General features: G+C 51.7%; 13 protein-coding genes, 11 tRNA genes, 1 rRNA gene and 2 other annotated features. Of the genes, 21 read left to right on the top strand and 4 right to left on the bottom strand.

The window, feature by feature from the left end; genetic code table 11:
- Positions 1-9: 9 nt before the first annotated feature.
- Complete coding sequence (nikC, locus tag B9L21_RS13380; RefSeq protein ID WP_063166728.1) at positions 10-909, top strand: nickel transporter permease; 900 nt, start codon at positions 10-12, stop codon at positions 907-909.
- Positions 910-922: 13 nt separating this feature from the next.
- Here the strand turns inward: nikC and B9L21_RS13375 are convergent, their stop codons facing one another.
- From B9L21_RS13375 to B9L21_RS13365, 3 genes are all read right to left on the bottom strand, one after another.
- Positions 923-2,002 carry an FUSC family protein gene (locus B9L21_RS13375; RefSeq protein ID WP_063166727.1) on the bottom strand — a complete coding sequence of 360 codons (1,080 nt, stop codon included), beginning with the start codon at positions 2,000-2,002 and terminating at the stop codon, positions 923-925.
- Between the two features lie 117 nt (positions 2,003-2,119).
- Complete coding sequence (locus B9L21_RS13370; RefSeq protein ID WP_225995672.1) at positions 2,120-2,653, bottom strand: hypothetical protein; 534 nt, start codon at positions 2,651-2,653, stop codon at positions 2,120-2,122.
- Between the two features lie 395 nt (positions 2,654-3,048).
- Complete coding sequence (locus B9L21_RS13365) at positions 3,049-4,335, bottom strand: glutamate-1-semialdehyde 2,1-aminomutase (protein ID WP_063166726.1); 1,287 nt, start codon at positions 4,333-4,335, stop codon at positions 3,049-3,051.
- Positions 4,336-4,623: 288 nt separating this feature from the next.
- Between B9L21_RS13365 and B9L21_RS13360 the strand changes: the two genes are divergently transcribed.
- From B9L21_RS13360 to perR, 7 genes are all read left to right on the top strand, one after another.
- Positions 4,624-5,628, top strand: a complete 1,005-nt coding sequence (locus tag B9L21_RS13360) for an ATP-binding cassette domain-containing protein (RefSeq protein ID WP_063166725.1) — start codon at positions 4,624-4,626, stop codon at positions 5,626-5,628.
- On the top strand, positions 5,621-6,412 hold the full coding sequence (locus B9L21_RS13355; protein ID WP_063166724.1) for an ABC transporter permease: 792 nt from the start codon (positions 5,621-5,623) through the stop codon (positions 6,410-6,412). The genes B9L21_RS13360 and B9L21_RS13355 overlap by 8 nt, the downstream gene beginning before the upstream one ends.
- Before the next feature lie 4 nt (positions 6,413-6,416).
- A complete protein-coding gene (locus B9L21_RS13350) occupies positions 6,417-7,202 on the top strand; it encodes an ABC transporter permease (protein WP_063166723.1) in 786 nt (261 codons plus the stop codon).
- 151 nt (positions 7,203-7,353) lie between these two features.
- Positions 7,354-8,307 carry an L-lactate dehydrogenase gene (locus B9L21_RS13345; RefSeq protein ID WP_063166722.1) on the top strand — a complete coding sequence of 318 codons (954 nt, stop codon included), beginning with the start codon at positions 7,354-7,356 and terminating at the stop codon, positions 8,305-8,307.
- A 182-nt stretch (positions 8,308-8,489) separates the two neighbouring features.
- The gene (locus tag B9L21_RS13340; protein ID WP_063166721.1) at positions 8,490-8,894 is read left to right on the top strand and encodes a potassium channel family protein; all 405 of its coding nucleotides are present in this window, start codon (positions 8,490-8,492) and stop codon (positions 8,892-8,894) included.
- 63 nt (positions 8,895-8,957) lie between these two features.
- On the top strand, positions 8,958-9,434 hold the full coding sequence (bcp, locus tag B9L21_RS13335) for a thioredoxin-dependent thiol peroxidase (RefSeq protein ID WP_063166720.1): 477 nt from the start codon (positions 8,958-8,960) through the stop codon (positions 9,432-9,434).
- Between the two features lie 225 nt (positions 9,435-9,659).
- The gene (perR, locus tag B9L21_RS13330; RefSeq protein WP_063166719.1) at positions 9,660-10,112 is read left to right on the top strand and encodes a peroxide-responsive transcriptional repressor PerR; all 453 of its coding nucleotides are present in this window, start codon (positions 9,660-9,662) and stop codon (positions 10,110-10,112) included.
- A 26-nt stretch (positions 10,113-10,138) separates the two neighbouring features.
- Here perR and B9L21_RS13325 read toward each other — a convergent pair whose 3' ends face one another.
- Positions 10,139-10,492, bottom strand: coding sequence for a YgzB family protein (locus B9L21_RS13325; RefSeq protein WP_063166718.1), 354 nt, complete (start codon positions 10,490-10,492; stop codon positions 10,139-10,141).
- A 407-nt stretch (positions 10,493-10,899) separates the two neighbouring features.
- On the opposite strand from B9L21_RS13325, the gene B9L21_RS13320 reads away from it, so the two are divergent.
- The 13 genes from B9L21_RS13320 (at position 10,900) to B9L21_RS13260 (ending at position 15,685) form a co-directional block, all read left to right on the top strand.
- On the top strand, positions 10,900-11,778 hold the full coding sequence (locus tag B9L21_RS13320; protein ID WP_063166717.1) for a nucleotidyltransferase-like protein: 879 nt from the start codon (positions 10,900-10,902) through the stop codon (positions 11,776-11,778).
- A gap of 721 nt (positions 11,779-12,499) precedes the next feature.
- Positions 12,500-12,702 (top strand) — a sequence feature (16S ribosomal RNA rRNA prediction is too short).
- Positions 12,703-13,064: 362 nt separating this feature from the next.
- Positions 13,065-13,164, top strand: a sequence feature (23S ribosomal RNA rRNA prediction is too short).
- 355 nt (positions 13,165-13,519) lie between these two features.
- A 5S ribosomal RNA gene (gene rrf / locus B9L21_RS13315) occupies positions 13,520-13,636 on the top strand.
- Positions 13,637-13,645: 9 nt separating this feature from the next.
- Positions 13,646-13,721: transfer RNA gene (locus B9L21_RS13310), tRNA-Val, on the top strand.
- A 163-nt stretch (positions 13,722-13,884) separates the two neighbouring features.
- Positions 13,885-13,961: transfer RNA gene (locus B9L21_RS13305), tRNA-Met, on the top strand.
- 3 nt (positions 13,962-13,964) lie between these two features.
- Positions 13,965-14,040, top strand: a tRNA-Asp gene (locus tag B9L21_RS13300).
- Positions 14,041-14,210: 170 nt separating this feature from the next.
- Positions 14,211-14,286, top strand: a tRNA-Phe gene (locus B9L21_RS13295).
- 15 nt (positions 14,287-14,301) lie between these two features.
- Positions 14,302-14,374, top strand: a tRNA-Thr gene (locus B9L21_RS13290).
- 822 nt (positions 14,375-15,196) lie between these two features.
- Positions 15,197-15,272 (top strand) — tRNA-Lys (locus B9L21_RS13285).
- 4 nt (positions 15,273-15,276) lie between these two features.
- Positions 15,277-15,351: transfer RNA gene (locus B9L21_RS13280), tRNA-Gly, on the top strand.
- 7 nt (positions 15,352-15,358) lie between these two features.
- Positions 15,359-15,444, top strand: a tRNA-Leu gene (locus tag B9L21_RS13275).
- Between the two features lie 3 nt (positions 15,445-15,447).
- Positions 15,448-15,521, top strand: a tRNA-Arg gene (locus tag B9L21_RS13270).
- 5 nt (positions 15,522-15,526) lie between these two features.
- Positions 15,527-15,600 (top strand) — tRNA-Pro (locus B9L21_RS13265).
- Positions 15,601-15,609: 9 nt separating this feature from the next.
- Positions 15,610-15,685 (top strand) — tRNA-Ala (locus B9L21_RS13260).
- Positions 15,686-15,700 lie beyond the last annotated feature (15 nt).

The following is a 15,700-nucleotide window of genomic DNA, read 5'->3' as shown; positions in this document are numbered from 1 at the left end:
GAGGCGCGTATGGCTGAATTGGCGCGCACACCGGCAACGCCGCCGACAGCGATTCGGGAAGAGAAAACGGGTTCGTTATGGGGGGAAGCGTGGCAGCGGTTTCGAAAGAATAAAATCGCTCTTGTTGGGGCAGGAATTGTCTTATTTTTTATTGTGATCGCCCTCCTGGCGCCTTGGCTGGCGCCGTATGACTATAAAGAACAGCAGTTGGCCGAGCGGCTGCAACCCCCTTCCGGCGAACACTGGTTTGGAACGGATGATTTTGGACGGGACATTTTCTCCCGTGTGATTTATGGAGCGCGCATTTCGTTATGGGTCGGTTTTTTCTCTGTACTCGGTTCGATTGTTGTCGGCTCATTGCTTGGCATTATCGCCGGTTACTATGGCCGATGGATCGATGGGATTATTTCGCGGTTATTTGATATTATGCTGGCATTCCCAAGCATTTTACTGGCGATCGGCATCGTCGCGGTGCTTGGTCCGTCTTTGCAAAACGCTCTTATTGCCATTGCTGTTATTAATGTGCCGAACTTCGGCCGCTTAATCCGTTCCCGCGTGTTGAGCATTAAGCAAGAGGAATACATCATGGCGGCGAAAGCGATCGGTATGAGCGATTGGCGCATTTTGTTTCACCATATTTTGCCGAATAGTCTAGCGCCGATTATTGTTCAAGGGACGTTGGCAATCGCTACCGCCATTATTGAAGCGGCGGCGCTCGGTTTTTTAGGATTGGGAGCACAGCCGCCGAACCCGGAATGGGGGAAAATGTTGTCCGATGCAAAAGATTTTTTAACGCAAGCACCGTGGACGATGATTTTTCCGGGGTTGGCGATTATGTTAACCGTGCTTGGTTTTAACTTAATGGGGGACGGGCTGCGCGATGCGCTTGACCCGCGGATGAAAAGCTAAAACAGGCGGTCCGCTATGCGCGGCCGCCTGTTGCCTTTTCGAGCTGTTTTGTCAGCTCTTCATCGTAATGATAATGGTGAAAGCTGTCAATTAACTTATCCAAATGCTCAAGCCGGTCTCCGTAATCGATGATTGCTCCGATCAAGGAGAACAACCGGTACTCGGCGGGCGGTTGTCCCCCGGAGTAAAAGACCGTGGCGAGCTGTTCGCGCTGGCGGTACATTTCCTCGGCCCTCTTGTTATGAGGGAGCGGTTTGGCCTTATGGATAAACTTCAGCAATAACTGTTCGTGATAGTCAAGCAAGTGGCTAAGATGCAAGTAGATGGCTTGGCGGAGCTCAGTGGGCAGACGCCCGAGCTCGTTCTCGAGGCGATAAAGCCATTTTAATACCGACAGCGCCCGGTCGGCTGCTGCAATCATTTGCCTGTATAAGACGAGCTTGCGCGATTTTTGGAAGCGTTGGCGGCGGAAATACGTGCGCTCTTCCTTATACATGAGATAAAGATGCTCGAGTTTTGTCATTTCCTCGTGCAGCGTTTCGATCTCTTCTTTTAAATGATGATGGCCCGCTGCCTGCTGCTTATGCAGGCGGATCCATTTTAAAATGGCTTCTGTCTCGCCGCTGATTTTTTCATACAGCTTTTTTTCATACTTTGGCGGCAAGAAAATGAAGTTGACGAGAAAGGCGGCGAAAATGCCGAGCATGATTGTCAAAAAGCGGATGGCCGCAAATTCGATAAACTGGCGTTCTGTATATTCCATAATGGCGATGACGGTCACAAGCGCCACTGAAATCGTCGACGATTCAAGACGCATCTTTAGGCAAAGGGCGATGACGATCATAAGCGTCAAACCGACGATTAGCGGGTCACGGCCGAGGATAAGAACCGCGGCAATCGCGAACAAGGCGCCGATCACGTTCGCCTGCACTTGTTCGATTAACGATAAATAGGAACGATAAATGGTCGGCTGCATGGCAAATACAGCGGAAATGCCGGCAAACACCGGTGACGGAAAGTGAAACAGCGCCGCTAAAAACAAGGCGAGCGCCACGGCGATCCCCGTTTTAAAAATGCGGGCACCGAGCTTCATCTATGGGAATCTCTCCTTTTTCGTTTTGGTAAACCATTCAGTACTATACACAGTTTTATATATGAGTTCAAGGGAAAAATATAACGCTCCGCCGGAATTGGCAGAGCGTTGAAAAAGTCAGAAGGCGATCGGGATATCGGCAGCGCGCCGATTGGAGAGGCGAGCATTCACTTCCTGGCGGAAACGGGCGCCATCAAGTGCTGTCATGAGACGGAACAAACGGTCGGGTAAGGAAAACACATCGCTCGGCAGCATGGCAATTTGCCAAAACAACGTATTTTCATCCGCGGATGGCCGAATGGATTCGAACAAAAGGACGAAGCCAAACTGTTTGCAAAGCTGGCGAAGATGCGCCCGAATTGCCCCGGCGTCAGCGGAACGGGAAATGTGCACATGACCGACGGTGAAATGGTCGTTTGTCGCAATTTCCGGGTTTTGTCCGGCGTTGGCCAGTTTCTCCATCCATAGCTTGCGCGGGATGTCAAGTTGGATGGCGGCGCTGTCTCGTTCCAAATGACCCCATTGGGCAAGCGCCTCAAGGACGGTGCGGACATGCTCGTTAGTCGGGATGTTCCGCTTTTCCACTGCCGCCAGCAAAAAGGCGCCCCGTTGTTCTTCTTCATTTGGCGAACGATACGTATGTTGTTCCATGTATACTAGGCGCGCTCGGGAGGATATTCCCCCATTGGCGCCCGTCACCTCCTCCAATGGCTTGCTGGATGAAAAATGACAGTCTTAATTTTCAGAATTTGTTGTTTATCATACCATGCGAGCCGCAGGAAATCAATCGTCCCTTGCTTTGCTGCGGCGTTGTTCACAAAATTGTCAACATCGGCGTTCGTATAACAAACAGCGCCCGCCTGGCAGCGGGCGCTGCAATGGTGACGGCATGCCGATCTGAAGAGCTGAGGATTTAAGCAACCAATTCGGCGCAAAGAGGTCCCCATAATAAAAAATTGGTTTTTGAACCTTTGCGAAATGGCTGCTGGCAGGAAACATCGATTTTTCGTCAGCTTGCCGGAGGCGAGAACGGTATGCCTTGCCGATTACAGTTGCCGGAACGCGCGGCCGACCGCGTCGATCGTGTAAGCGATGTCGTCTTCGGTATGGGCGAGGGTGATGAACCATGCTTCATACTTGGACGGTGCGAGATTGACGCCTTGCTCGAGCATCAGCTTGAAAAATGTCGCAAACCGTTCGCCATCACTGCGCTGGGCTTGCTCATAGTTTTCGACTTTTTCTTCCGTAAAGAAGACGGTAAGCGCGCCTTTTAAACGATTGACGGTCACCGGCAGGCCGCATTGGCGGGCGTGGGCCATGATGCCTTCCTCAAGCATGGCGCCAAGCCGATCGAGGTGATCATACACGCCGTCTTGCTTCAACACTTCAAGGCAGGCGATGCCAGCGAGCATCGACGCCGGGTTGCCAGCCATTGTCCCGGCTTGGTAAGCCGGCCCGAGCGGAGCAACTTGTTCCATAATATGTTGGCGTCCGCCGTACGCCCCGATCGGCAAGCCGCCGCCGATAATTTTCCCCATGGCCGTCAAGTCGGGTTCAATGCCGAGCAAGTTTTGCGCTCCGCCATACATAAAGCGGAAGGCGGTGATCACTTCATCATAAATAACAAGCGCCCCCGCTTGGTGCGTGATGTCGTTTACGGCTTCTAAAAAGCCAGGTTTCGGCAGGACGATGCCAAAGTTGCCGACAATCGGTTCGACCAATACGGCTGCGACGTGTTCGCCCCAAACGTTCATCGCCTCACGGAACGATTCCACATCATTGTACGGCACCGTAATCACTTCTTGGGCAATGCTTGGCGGCACGCCGGCTGAATCCGGCGTCCCTAATGTCGACGGCCCTGATCCGGCGGCGACAAGCACGAGGTCGGAGTGGCCGTGATAGCAGCCGGCGAATTTCACGATTTTGCTGCGGCCGGTGTAGGCGCGAGCGACGCGGATCGTCGTCATCACCGCTTCCGTTCCTGAGTTGACAAACCGCACTTTTTCAAGCGACGGAATCGCTTCTTTTAACATTTTGGCGAATGTAATCTCATGCGGTGTCGGCGTGCCGTATAACACCCCCGTTTCCGCAGCGCGCCGGATGGCCGCGGCGATGTGCGGATGGGCGTGGCCGGCGATGATTGGTCCGTAGGCGGCCAAATAGTCAATGTATCGGTTTCCATCTACATCCCAGAAATACGCCCCTTGCGCCCGTTCCATGACAACCGGGGCGCCGCCGCCGACGGCTTTATACGAGCGGGAGGGGCTGTTCACCCCGCCGACAATGTGCTTAAGTGCTTCCTCATATAATTGTTCCGATTTTGTCCACTGCATCGTTTGATCCTCCTGTTTCCGATGACTGCTCCTTTATTTTACCATAATGTGCTGTCAGCTACGGCTATCGTGCTCGCTAGAACGAAGAAGCGGTTTTGTCATCGCGGGGGACAAGGGCGAAATAAGAGCTTTGTATTCGATGTGTCAAAAGCGTTTCCGCTCATTCCTCATCGGCATCTGAGAAACAAAACAGGTGAAAATGACGGTGATTTAGGTATAATGGCAACATAGAAGGAAAGGGTAGTCCACTTTTGTTTATCGACATCAGAGAGAGGCAGGAGGGAGAGAATGAACGCCATCGAAGTAGAACAGCTGCGAAAAGAATTTAAAGTGCACACAAGCCGCTCCGGTCTCGTCGGGGCGTTTCGCGATTTATGGACGCGCCGTTATATGACAGTTCGTGCCGTTGACGGCATTTCTTTTACCGTCAGGCAAGGGGAGATCGTCGGCTATATCGGCGAAAACGGTGCCGGCAAGTCGACGACGATCAAAATGTTGACAGGCATTTTAACTCCGACATCCGGGCGCATCGTTGTCAACGGGATGAACCCGCATAAAGAGCGGGAGAAATTTGTGCGCACGATCGGCGTTGTTTTCGGTCAGCGTTCACAGTTATGGTGGGACATCGCGGTTCAAGAGTCGTTCCGATTGCTAAAAAAGGTGTACCGTGTCCCAGACGAGCAATACGATCGCCATATGGGCGAGGTGATTGACATGCTTGAGATCGGCCCGCTTCTGGACAAACCGGTGCGCAAGCTGTCGCTCGGGCAGCGGATGCGCTGTGAGCTCGCTGCCGCGCTCATTCACAATCCGCCGCTGCTGTTTTTGGACGAGCCGACAATCGGTTTGGATGTGCTTGTCAAGCTCAACATCCGTCAGTTTTTGAAACAGTTGAACGAGCGGTACGGGACGACGATTTTGCTGACGACGCATGACATGTCGGACATCGAGGCGCTGTGTGAGCGGGTGATGATGCTTGATGAAGGAAAAATCATTTACGACGGTTCGCTTGAGCAGCTAAAAGAAAAATGGGGGCAAGGAAAACGGGTTTCTTTTACATTCGCCGAAGGAAAGGACGCCTCTATCTTGCAAGAGCTGACGGCCGGATTGGACGTTGTCTGGAAAAAAGGGGAACAGCCGAACATCTGGGTGGCGCACGTTCCATCGGGAGGAGTGCCGGAAGTCGTCAGCCGCGTCGCCGCCCGCTATGCGCTGCAAGACATCCGGATCCATGAAGTGTCGACGGAAGAGATTGTTCGCAATATTTATGAGGAAGGTGCGGTGAATGGATAAATATACAGAAATGATCCGCATCCGTTTTTTAATGATGCTTGCCTACCGGACAAACTATTATACTGGCATTCTCATTTACGCCATTAACATTGCGGCGTACTACTTCCTTTGGTCGGCCATTTATGGGGACAAACCGTCGATGCAAGGGATGTCGCTTGGCCAAATGACGACGTATGTGGCCATTTCTTGGCTGTCACGGGCGTTTTATTTTAACAACATTGACCGCGAAATCGCGATGGAAATCCGCGACGGAAAAGTGGCGACCGAGCTGATCCGCCCGTACAGCTATTTGGGGATGAAGGCGGTGCAAGGGCTTGGCGAAGGGCTGTTCCGCCTGTTCTTTTTATCATTGCCCGGACTTTTGGTCGTATCGCTTTTTTTGCCGCTTCAGTTTCCAGAACACGCCCATACATGGCTGTCGTTTAGCTTATCGCTTTTGCTTAGCTTTATCATTTATTCAGAACTGAACTTGCTCGCGGGGGTCGTGACGTTCTTTACATTCCGCAACGAAGGGTTGCTTAGGGCGAAGCGGTTTATCATTGATTTGTTTTCGGGGCTCATCTTGCCCATTTCCTTTTACCCCGATTGGGCGCAACAACTGATGCACTATTTTCCGTTTCAGGCGATCAGCTATATCCCGAGCATGATTATTACGGAAAGCTTCCAAGGCGTCGCCGTTCGCGACGGCCTGCTCATGCAGGCGGCGTGGTGCGCGCTGCTGCTTTTGCCGATTGGGGTGTTATGGCGGATGGCGAAAAAGCGGCTCGTCGTGCAAGGGGGGTAAACGATTGTTTTATCTATCAGTCTTTTTTCAATACATGGCGCAATATATGAAAACGAAACTGCAATACCGCGCCGATTTGCTCATTGAATGGCTATCCGATTTCATGGCTCAGGCGGTCAACTTGGTCTTTTTGCTCGTTGTGTTCGGCCATACGCCGCTCCTTCATGGTTGGTCGCGCGATGAGATTTTGTTTATTTACGGTTTTTTTCTTGTTCCGTATGCCGTATTTGGCGCCTTTTTTAACCTTTGGGATTTTAATGAACGATATATTGTGCAGGGGGAAATGGATCGCGTGTTGACGCGTCCGGTGCACAGCCTGTTTCAGATCATTCTCGAGCGGATGGAGCTCGAATCGTTGCTCGGGGCCATACCGGGGTTGATCATTATGGCGTACGCTGGCGTCCGTCTGTCGCTTACGTTTCATTGGTATGATCTCTTTATCTTTGTTTTATTGGTGATCGGCGGCGCGTTCATTTATGCCGGCATTTTCATTTCACTGGCGACCATTAGCTTTTTTGCCGATGCCCGAACGTCAATCATGCCGATGATGTACAACATCAGCAGCTATGGCCGCTACCCGGTCGATATTTACCATCGCGTCATCCGCTATATTTTAACGTGGCTGCTTCCGTTTGCCTTTGTTGGCGTCTATCCGGCTTCGTATTTTCTTCGCAAGGAAGAATGGTATGGCTACGCGTTTTTCACTCCGGTAGTCGGCGCCTTGTTTTTTGCCATCGCCGTCATGCTTTGGAATGCTGGGGTGAGGCGGTATCGCGGGACGGGGAGCTGACTGCCCCGTCCGCTTTTTTGCTTAACGGAGGCTGTCATAAAAATGACAAACAACGGCCAAACAATTGCCATAATCGTTTATGCATAGTTCTCGCTTCATCGCGTAAAATAATTTGTGAATATATTCACAATAATAAGAAGGGAGAACAGCGATGAAAAACGGAGGAGGAAATCGAGTGGCGGTCATCGGCACCGGGTTTGTCGGTGCCAGCTATGCATTTGCTTTATTGAACCAAGGGGTTGCCGATGAAATTGTGCTCATCGATGCGAATGAAAATAAAGCTGCGGGCGATGCGATGGATTTCAACCATGGGAAAGTGTTTGCGCCGAAGCCCACGGACATTTGGCATGGCGATTACCGCGACTGCCGCGACGCTGATTTAGTCGTCATTTGCGCCGGCGCCAATCAAAAACCAGGCGAGACGCGGCTTGATCTAGTGGATAAAAATATCGCCATTTTCCGCTCGATCGTTGAATCGGTTATGGCGTCCGGGTTTCAAGGGCTGTTTCTTGTCGCTACGAACCCGGTCGACATTTTGACCTATGCGACATGGAAATTCAGCGGACTGCCTCATCATCGAGTGATCGGTTCAGGGACGATTTTAGATACGGCGCGATTTCGCTTTTTATTAGGCGAGTATTTCGCCATCGCCCCGACGAATGTCCACGCCTACATTATCGGTGAACACGGCGATACCGAGCTTCCGGTCTGGAGTCAGGCTGACATCGGCGGCGTGCCGATCCGCAAGTGGATCGAATCGAAAGGAGAACAGGCAAGGGAGGATTTGGAGCGCATTTTTGTCAACGTTCGCGACGCTGCCTATCAAATTATCGAGAAAAAAGGAGCGACATACTACGGCATCGCCATGGGGCTCGCCCGCGTGACGCGCGCCATTTTGCATAACGAAAATGCCATTTTGACCGTCTCAGCTTATTTGGACGGCTTATACGGTGAACGTGATGTCTATATCGGCGTACCGGCGGTCATCAACCGTAATGGCATCCGCGAAGTGATTGAAATTGAGCTCGACGATAATGAGCAAAAATGGTTTCGTCATAGCGCAGAGACGCTGAAAGGTGTGTTGGCCCGCTCCTTTGCGCAGTGAGGAGCTGACCTCTCACAAAAACCGAGAAGGGCTCTATCCTGCTGAACGGGTAGTCTAGCAGGCGGCACAGCCCGACGGCGTCCGCTGTTTCAAGCCTTATCGAGATTGCGGCGGTTCACCCCGTCATAATTGTCCGTTCGGCCACGTATATATAAACAACGGACAAAGATGGAGGGAACGCGATGGATTACGCCTTCCTTGGAGTGGTTACTGCCATACTGCTTGGCAGCATCACCTCGCTTTGGACAGCGCGCGTTCAAGCGACGCACCGCCTCTCGCTCGACAGCTTGTGGGTGCTCGTTCAGTGGTATATAACGATGCTGCTCGGCTTTGCTATGATTTATATGATTTTGCAGGCGAAAGGCCATGCGGTGTTTACCCCGTCCTCAAACAATATGGCGGGGAACCGTTTGGCTTTGCTTGAGGATAGCTTGTACTTAAGCGGCATGACGCTCTTGTCAGTCGGATACGGGGATGTGACCCCGATCGGCATCGGGCGGTGGATCGCGATCGCTGAGGCGCTTCTCGGTTACATTATGCCAGCGGTCATCGTGACGCGCACTGTATTTGACTGGGATCGCCGCTAACAGTTGCAATTTCCCTCCGTCTTCGCTACGCTAAAAGAAAACGAAGAAGACGGAGGGAACGCCATGACGACAGCCATTGGCCAGCCAGCCCCAGATTTCACCTTGCCGGCAAGCAACGGGAAAATGGTTTCACTTTCAGATTTCCGGGGTCACTATGTCGTGCTTTATTTTTATCCAAAAGACATGACGCCCGGGTGCACGGCCGAGGCATGCGACTTTCGCGACCGCCATGAGCAGTTTGCTGGATTGAACGCCGTCATCTTAGGGGTGAGTACAGACCCAGTCAAGCGGCATGAAACGTTTATAGAGAAATATCAGCTGCCGTTTTTGCTTCTTTCCGATGAACAGCATCACGCAGCGGAACTGTACGGGGTTTGGAAGAAAAAGCGGAATTTTGGCAAGGAATACATGGGTATTGAGCGCTCGACGTTCATTATCGCCCCCGATGGAACATTGGCAAAGGAATGGCGCGGGGTGAAAGTAAAGGGACACGTCGATGAGGCGCTCGCGGAGGTGGCCCGATTGGTCTCATCTAGGTAAGCGTCCAAGCAACATCAGTTATGTTGCGTATGATACATAGTAACCTCCTCAAATGAATGAAATGTGGCGGGCGGGAAATATTTCCGCCCCCTTTTTTTGTTAAAAAGATGCCCAAGCCCATATATTAATGGTATCTATATTGACAAAAGGCATACATTCCTTGTAGACTAATTATAAATATTATAAAATGATAATTTTTTTTATCTTTTGCAGAGAGTGAGGTGCATGACGGTGTCTGTCAACGAGCAACTGAAGGAAGCGCTGGACATGCTGAAAAAGACGGGCATACGCATTACGCCGCAGCGTCATGCGATACTGGAGTATTTGGTCAGCTCGATGTCCCATCCGACGGCTGATGAAATATATAAAGCGCTGGAAGGGAAATTTCCGAATATGAGCGTCGCTACCGTCTACAACAACTTGCGCGTCTTTAAAGAAATCGGGCTTGTCAAAGAGCTGACATACGGTGACTCCTCAAGCCGGTTCGATTTTGTCACATCCAACCATTATCATGTCATTTGTGAAGAATGCGGCAAAATCGTGGATTTCCACTATCCAGCGCTCGATGAAGTCGAGCAGCTTGCCGCTCACGTTACTGGATTTAAAGTCGATCATCATCGCATGGAAGTGTACGGAGTATGCCCTGACTGTCAAAAAGGCAGGGGGCGGACGCATTAAAAAAGCTGACAGCACGAAAAGGGCTATCAGCTTTTTCTTTTTTTGTTGTATTTTTCATCGAATTCTTTCCCTTCGAGCTCGCGATCCAGCGTCAGGGGCTCGCGGCAAAACATACATAAGTCAACGCGGCCGAGCATTTTCGTCACCTTGCCGCATGACGGGCAGACGACTTGGACCGCTCTCGTTGAGAGCGTACCGATCCAAAAGTACACAATGCCGCTCGCGACAAGGAATAAAAGTCCAAACACCATAAACAGCGTCATGACGATCGGGGACGTGCGGAAAAACAGCCCGAGATACATGACGATGACTCCGACAAAAATCAAGCTTAAAGCAAACGTGCGAATTTTGTTGATTTTGCTCGAATATTTAATACCCATCGTCGTCCCTCCTACATACACCACTATACCATAAAACAGGGGACGATCGGGAAGGAGAAATCAACAAAATTGACAGGCGTTTTTTACTCAGAAGAGAGGAATTTCTCGTCTTTTGTCGAATAACGAACGACAGCAACAAGCTCCCCGCCTTGGTCAAGCAGCGAATGATAGCAGTAGGACTACGTTGCGGGATGTATACATGGCAGCATCAACGGACGCTAGCAACATTTTCGTCATCTGTATAAAAACAAGGTTTGAATCATCGACGACGCTGGAAGGGAGGAAGCCGTTACAGAAAAACTGCCGGTGCCAAAAGTGAAAAAGAATATGTTCTCCTGCCCGGTTTTATAAAGGGAGAGTTTGCCGGATGCCGCAACCTTACCGACTTTCTGTAACGGGAATAATTTATGGAAGAATTGCTGCGTCCCATTTATCAGGAATGGGCAAGCCGTTGCAATACACGCGGAATTTTACTCATTGAAAAAACGGCGGGACATGCGACGGTGACCGATACGTTCGATGTGGTATTGCTCGTCATTGTCGATTCGCAAAGTGAGCCTTTGTATTTGAAACATTACTCAGTTAGCGGCGAGAAGGCGGCGCTTTATGCGGTGAATGAGCGAAAATTAAACGAATGGTTTGTTCTCGGGTCGCATCGAAAGGCGATCGACTGGGTATTCAACGGAAAAATCGTATTTGACCGCAACGACTACGTTTGGCAGCTGCGCCAGCGCCTTGAGCAATTTCCCCCTAAGGAACGTCGGCTGAAAATGGGCCTGGAATTTGCCAAACTGATTCGCCGCTATACCGATGGCAAGGCGCTGTTTACCGCCCGACACTGGCTTGATTCATACAACCATATGATGCACGCCTTGCACCATTTAGCGCGGCTCACAGTGATCGAGCATGGCCTTTATCCGGAAGTGACGGTATGGAATCAAGTAAAGCAAATGGATGGACAAATTTATAAGTTGTATGAGGAGTTAGTCGGGAGCGAGGAGCCGCTTCCAAAACGGCTTGAGCTCCTGTTGCTGGCGAGCGAATTTTTAATCCATTCTTTTATAGTGTCAGGCTCTTCTCACTTATGCGAGGTGTTGAAGGAAAAGAGTGGGGCATGGAGCATTGAGGAAATGACCCGCCATCCGCAGTTTGCGCCTTATTCGGTCGACCTTGCCATCATGCTCGAATATTTAGTGGAAAGAAAAGTGTTAACTGCGGTAGAGGTGCCGACAAAAGGGAACAGGATGTTTGAACGCTATTATATTTTGCAGGAAGGGAAAATTTGATGAACCTCTCCCATCTAGCCTTTGTTTAACCTAATTTTGAAAGATGCTCCCCACTGTCAAACGAGACAAAAAAGGAGGGGTGTTGCCAACTGGGGCGCTCGGCCAACTTTTGTCCATGAGGCGGGATGACCCGACAAGCCCCGTCTCTGAGCGCTAGTGCGGGCGGGGGAGCATATTACTTTCGGCTGGGCGTCAACGACCTCCACCTAGCCAACGCTTGAATGGGGGCTTGCGTAACGGGGATTGGATGGTCTTGATACAACGGTTTTCTCTACATTTTATGAATGTGGAATGGTTGGGGAAAATGAGGCAGTTCAGCAAAGACGGGCTGTCTATCGCGAAAAGTAAAAAAGCTATTGACTTCTATGTCGAACGATGATATATTTTAAATCGCTGCCGCGACGGAAAAGCGTTGCGGAATAAGATGAATAAAAAAGTGTTGACAACCAATAATAAAAATGCTAATATGTAAAAGTCGCTTCAAGAGAGCGGAAGAAACAAAAATAAGCTTGTTCCTTGAAAACTGAACGAAACGAAGCGCAACGAAAAGCTGAGGCCGCTTGCCTATCGGCGAAACGCGCTAGAGGGCCTGCGAGGAGGCTATTGCCGCCGCAGCAGGACCGAAGCGTCGCGAGTCGATGGCGGCCGAAGCTAGACAATACGAAAAGCTGAGGCCGCGGCGCCTTTGGTGCTGAGGCCGAAGCCAAAGCCAATCAACTTTCTATTGGAGAGTTTGATCCTGGCTCAGGACGAACGCTGGCGGCGTGCCTAATACATGCAAGTCGAGCGGACCGAATGAGAGCTTGCTCTTATTTGGTCAGCGGCGGACGGTACGGGAGCCAGCCGCCGAAGGTGGGGCAAGTGATTGGGGTGAAGTCGTAACAAGGTAGCCGTACCGGAAGGTGCGGCTGGATCACCTCCTTTCTAAGGGGAAAAGCGAAGGCCGCCCGCCTATCGGTGAAACGCGCTGGAGGGCCTGCGAGGAGGCTGTTGCCGCCGCAGCAGGGCCGAAGCGTCGCAAGCCGATGGCGGCCGGAGCTAGACAGTACGAAAAGCGGAAGCGCCGCGATTGGCTCTCGAAGTCAAATGTTCTTCACCCGCAGGGGTGCTTGCACCCCAAAAGCGGAAGCGCCGCGATTGGCTCTCGAAGTCAAATGTTCTTCACCCGCAGGGGTGCTTGCACCCCGAGGGGGAAGGTTATTTGGCAGAAGAGAGCCAGGCGCTGGAGCTAGACAATACGAAAAGGGAAGGCCGCGAACGACCGACCATTAACAAATCAGATTTCCCATCGCGTTAGGCGAGTAAGATCCCTCGAAGATGACGAGGTCGATAGGTCCGAGGTGGAAGCGTGGCGACACGTGGAGCTGACGGATACTAATCGATCGAGGGCTTAACCTAGAAAAGCAGAGGCCGCCTGCCTATCGGCGAAACGCGCTGGAGGGCCTGCGAGCGGGCTTAGCCCGCCGCAGCAGGACCGAAGCGTCGCGAGCCGATGGCGGCCGGAGCTAGACAGTACGAAAAGCAGAGGCCGCCTGCCTATCGGCGAGACGCGCTGGAGGGCCTGCGAGGAGGCTATGCCGCCACAGCAGGACCGAAGCGTCGCGAGCCGATGGCGGCCGGAGCTAGACAAAAAGCGGAAGCGCCGCGGCTTCTTCCCCCACACGGTTATCTAGTTTTGAGGGAATGAAAAAAAGCTTGACAACAATTCAACTTTCCTTATAATAAAACTTGTCCATTATTGCCTAGTGGTGATAGCGGAGAGGAAACACCCGTTCCCATCCCGAACACGGAAGTTAAGCTCTCCAGCGCCGATGGTAGTTGGGGCCAGCGCCCCTGCAAGAGTAGGTCGCTGCTAGGCACGATCCATGGAGGATTAGCTCAGCTGGGAGAGCACTTGCCTTACAAGCAAGGGGTCGGCGGTTCGATCCCGTCATCCTCCACCACTCTAAATCGTCGCGGGGTGGAGCAACGAGCATTTGCTTCATCGAATACGCTGCGAGTTGCCTCGACGCATCGAGCATCTTTGAATCAGCTGGCAGAGGAAGAGGCAACAAACATTTAAACCAACACTCAGTGCATGATCGAAACAAATCCATTTCTTATCGCCGCGGGGTGGAGCAGTCCGGTAGCTCGTCGGGCTCATAACCCGAAGGTCGCAGGTTCAAATCCTGCCCCCGCAACCAAATGGTCCCGTAGTGTAGTGGTTAACATGCCTGCCTGTCACGCAGGAGATCGCGGGTTCGAGTCCCGTCGGGACCGCCATTGTTCCAAAATTGCGAAAAATACAGTATGGCTCGACAGCTCAGTCGGTAGAGACGAGCATCAACATCATCGAGTTTGCTGCGAGTTGCCTCGACGCATCGAGCATCTTTGAATCAGCTGGTAGAGGAAGAGGCACAGAGCAATCAATGAGCGAGTTAAAAATAACATATGGCTCGGTAGCTCAGTCGGTAGAGCAAAGGACTGAAAATCCTTGTGTCGGCGGTTCGATTCCGTCCCGAGCCACCATTATCATATCGATATGCCGGCTTAGCTCAATTGGTAGAGCAACTGACTTGTAATCAGTAGGTTGCGGGTTCAAGTCCTGCAGCCGGCATTCCTTATTTTACTCGAGAAAGTTATGAGCCATTAGGTTCGGTTATAGTTGCCTCGACGCACCGAGCATCCTCGAAACAGCTGGTAGAGGAAGAGGCAGGTAGAGCTCGTTAGTACTTAGAGTGTTATGATCGCTATGAGCCATTAGCTCAGCAACGAGCGCTGCATCTTTGAGTTTGTTGCGAGTTGCCTCGACGCACCGAGCATCCTCGAAACAGCTGGTAGAGGAAGAGGCAGGTAGAGCTCGTCAGTACTTAGAGTGTTATGATTGCTATGAGCCATTAGCTCAGCAACGAGCGCTGCATCTTTGAGTTTGCTGCGAGTTGCCTCGACGCACCGAGCATCCTTGAAACAACTGGTAGAGGAAGAGGCAGGTAGAGCTCGTCAGTACTTAGAGTGTTATGATCGCTATGAGCCATTAGCTCAGCAACGAGCGCTGCATCTTTGAGTTTGTTGCGAGTTGCCTCGACGCACCGAGCATCCTCGAAACAGCTGGTAGAGGAAGAGGCAGGTAGAGCTCGTTAGTACTTAGAGTGTTATGATTGCTATGAGCCATTAGCTCAGCAACGAGCGCTGCATCTTTGAGTTTGCTGCGAGTTGCCTCGACGCACCGAGCATCCTCGAAACAGCTGGTAGAGGAAGAGGCAGGTAGAGCTCGTTAGTACTTAGAGTGTTATGATTGCTATGAGCCATTAGCTCAGCAACGAGCGCTGCATCTTTGAGTTTGTTGCGAGTTGCCTCGACGCACCGAGCATCCTCGAAACAGCTGGTAGAGGAAGAGGCAGGTAGAGCTCGTTAGTACTTAGAGTGTTATGATTGCTATGAGCCATTAGCTCAGCAGGTAGAGCATCTGACTTTTAATCAGAGGGTCGGAGGTTCGAGTCCTCCATGGCTCACCATTTTGCGGAAGTAGTTCAGCGGTAGAACACCACCTTGCCAAGGTGGGGGTCGCGGGTTCGAGCCCCGTCTTCCGCTCCACTCGCCCGCCGGGGTGGCGGAATTGGCAGACGCACAGGACTTAAAATCCTGGGGTAGGTAACTACCGTGCCGGTTCGAGTCCGGCCCTCGGCACTTGCGCTCGTAGCTCAATTGGATAGAGCATCTGACTACGGATCAGAAGGTTAGGGGTTCGAATCCTCTCGAGCGCGTTCATCGGGAAGTAGCTCAGCTTGGTAGAGCACACGGTTCGGGTCCGTGAGGTCGCAGGTTCAAATCCTGTCTTCCCGATTTTCCTGTGGGGCCTTAGCTCAGCTGGGAGAGCGCCTGCTTTGCACGCAGGAGGTCATCGGTTCGATCCCGATAGGCTCCACCATTTCACTATATCATT

The organism is Geobacillus uzenensis (assembly GCF_002217665.1).
Classification (GTDB): Bacteria; Bacillota; Bacilli; order Bacillales; family Anoxybacillaceae; genus Geobacillus; species Geobacillus subterraneus.
Note: the sequence above shows the minus strand (reverse complement) of the source record. Positions and strands in the feature narration are given on the sequence as shown.

Bases quoted from the DNA above. Each gene is read 5' to 3' on its own strand.
- nikC (WP_063166728.1), top strand. From the start codon at position 10: ATGGCTGAATTGGCGCGCACACCGGCAACGCCGCCGACAGCGATTCGG.
- B9L21_RS13375 (WP_063166727.1), bottom strand. From the start codon at position 2,002: ATGAAGCTCGGTGCCCGCATTTTTAAAACGGGGATCGCCGTGGCGCTC.
- B9L21_RS13370 (WP_225995672.1), bottom strand. From the start codon at position 2,653: ATGGAACAACATACGTATCGTTCGCCAAATGAAGAAGAACAACGGGGC.
- B9L21_RS13365 (WP_063166726.1), bottom strand. From the start codon at position 4,335: ATGCAGTGGACAAAATCGGAACAATTATATGAGGAAGCACTTAAGCAC.
- B9L21_RS13360 (WP_063166725.1), top strand. From the start codon at position 4,624: ATGAACGCCATCGAAGTAGAACAGCTGCGAAAAGAATTTAAAGTGCAC.
- B9L21_RS13355 (WP_063166724.1), top strand. From the start codon at position 5,621: ATGGATAAATATACAGAAATGATCCGCATCCGTTTTTTAATGATGCTT.
- B9L21_RS13345 (WP_063166722.1), top strand. From the start codon at position 7,354: ATGAAAAACGGAGGAGGAAATCGAGTGGCGGTCATCGGCACCGGGTTT.
- B9L21_RS13340 (WP_063166721.1), top strand. From the start codon at position 8,490: ATGGATTACGCCTTCCTTGGAGTGGTTACTGCCATACTGCTTGGCAGC.
- bcp (WP_063166720.1), top strand. From the start codon at position 8,958: ATGACGACAGCCATTGGCCAGCCAGCCCCAGATTTCACCTTGCCGGCA.
- perR (WP_063166719.1), top strand. From the start codon at position 9,660: ATGACGGTGTCTGTCAACGAGCAACTGAAGGAAGCGCTGGACATGCTG.
- B9L21_RS13325 (WP_063166718.1), bottom strand. From the start codon at position 10,492: ATGGGTATTAAATATTCGAGCAAAATCAACAAAATTCGCACGTTTGCT.
- B9L21_RS13320 (WP_063166717.1), top strand. From the start codon at position 10,900: ATGGAAGAATTGCTGCGTCCCATTTATCAGGAATGGGCAAGCCGTTGC.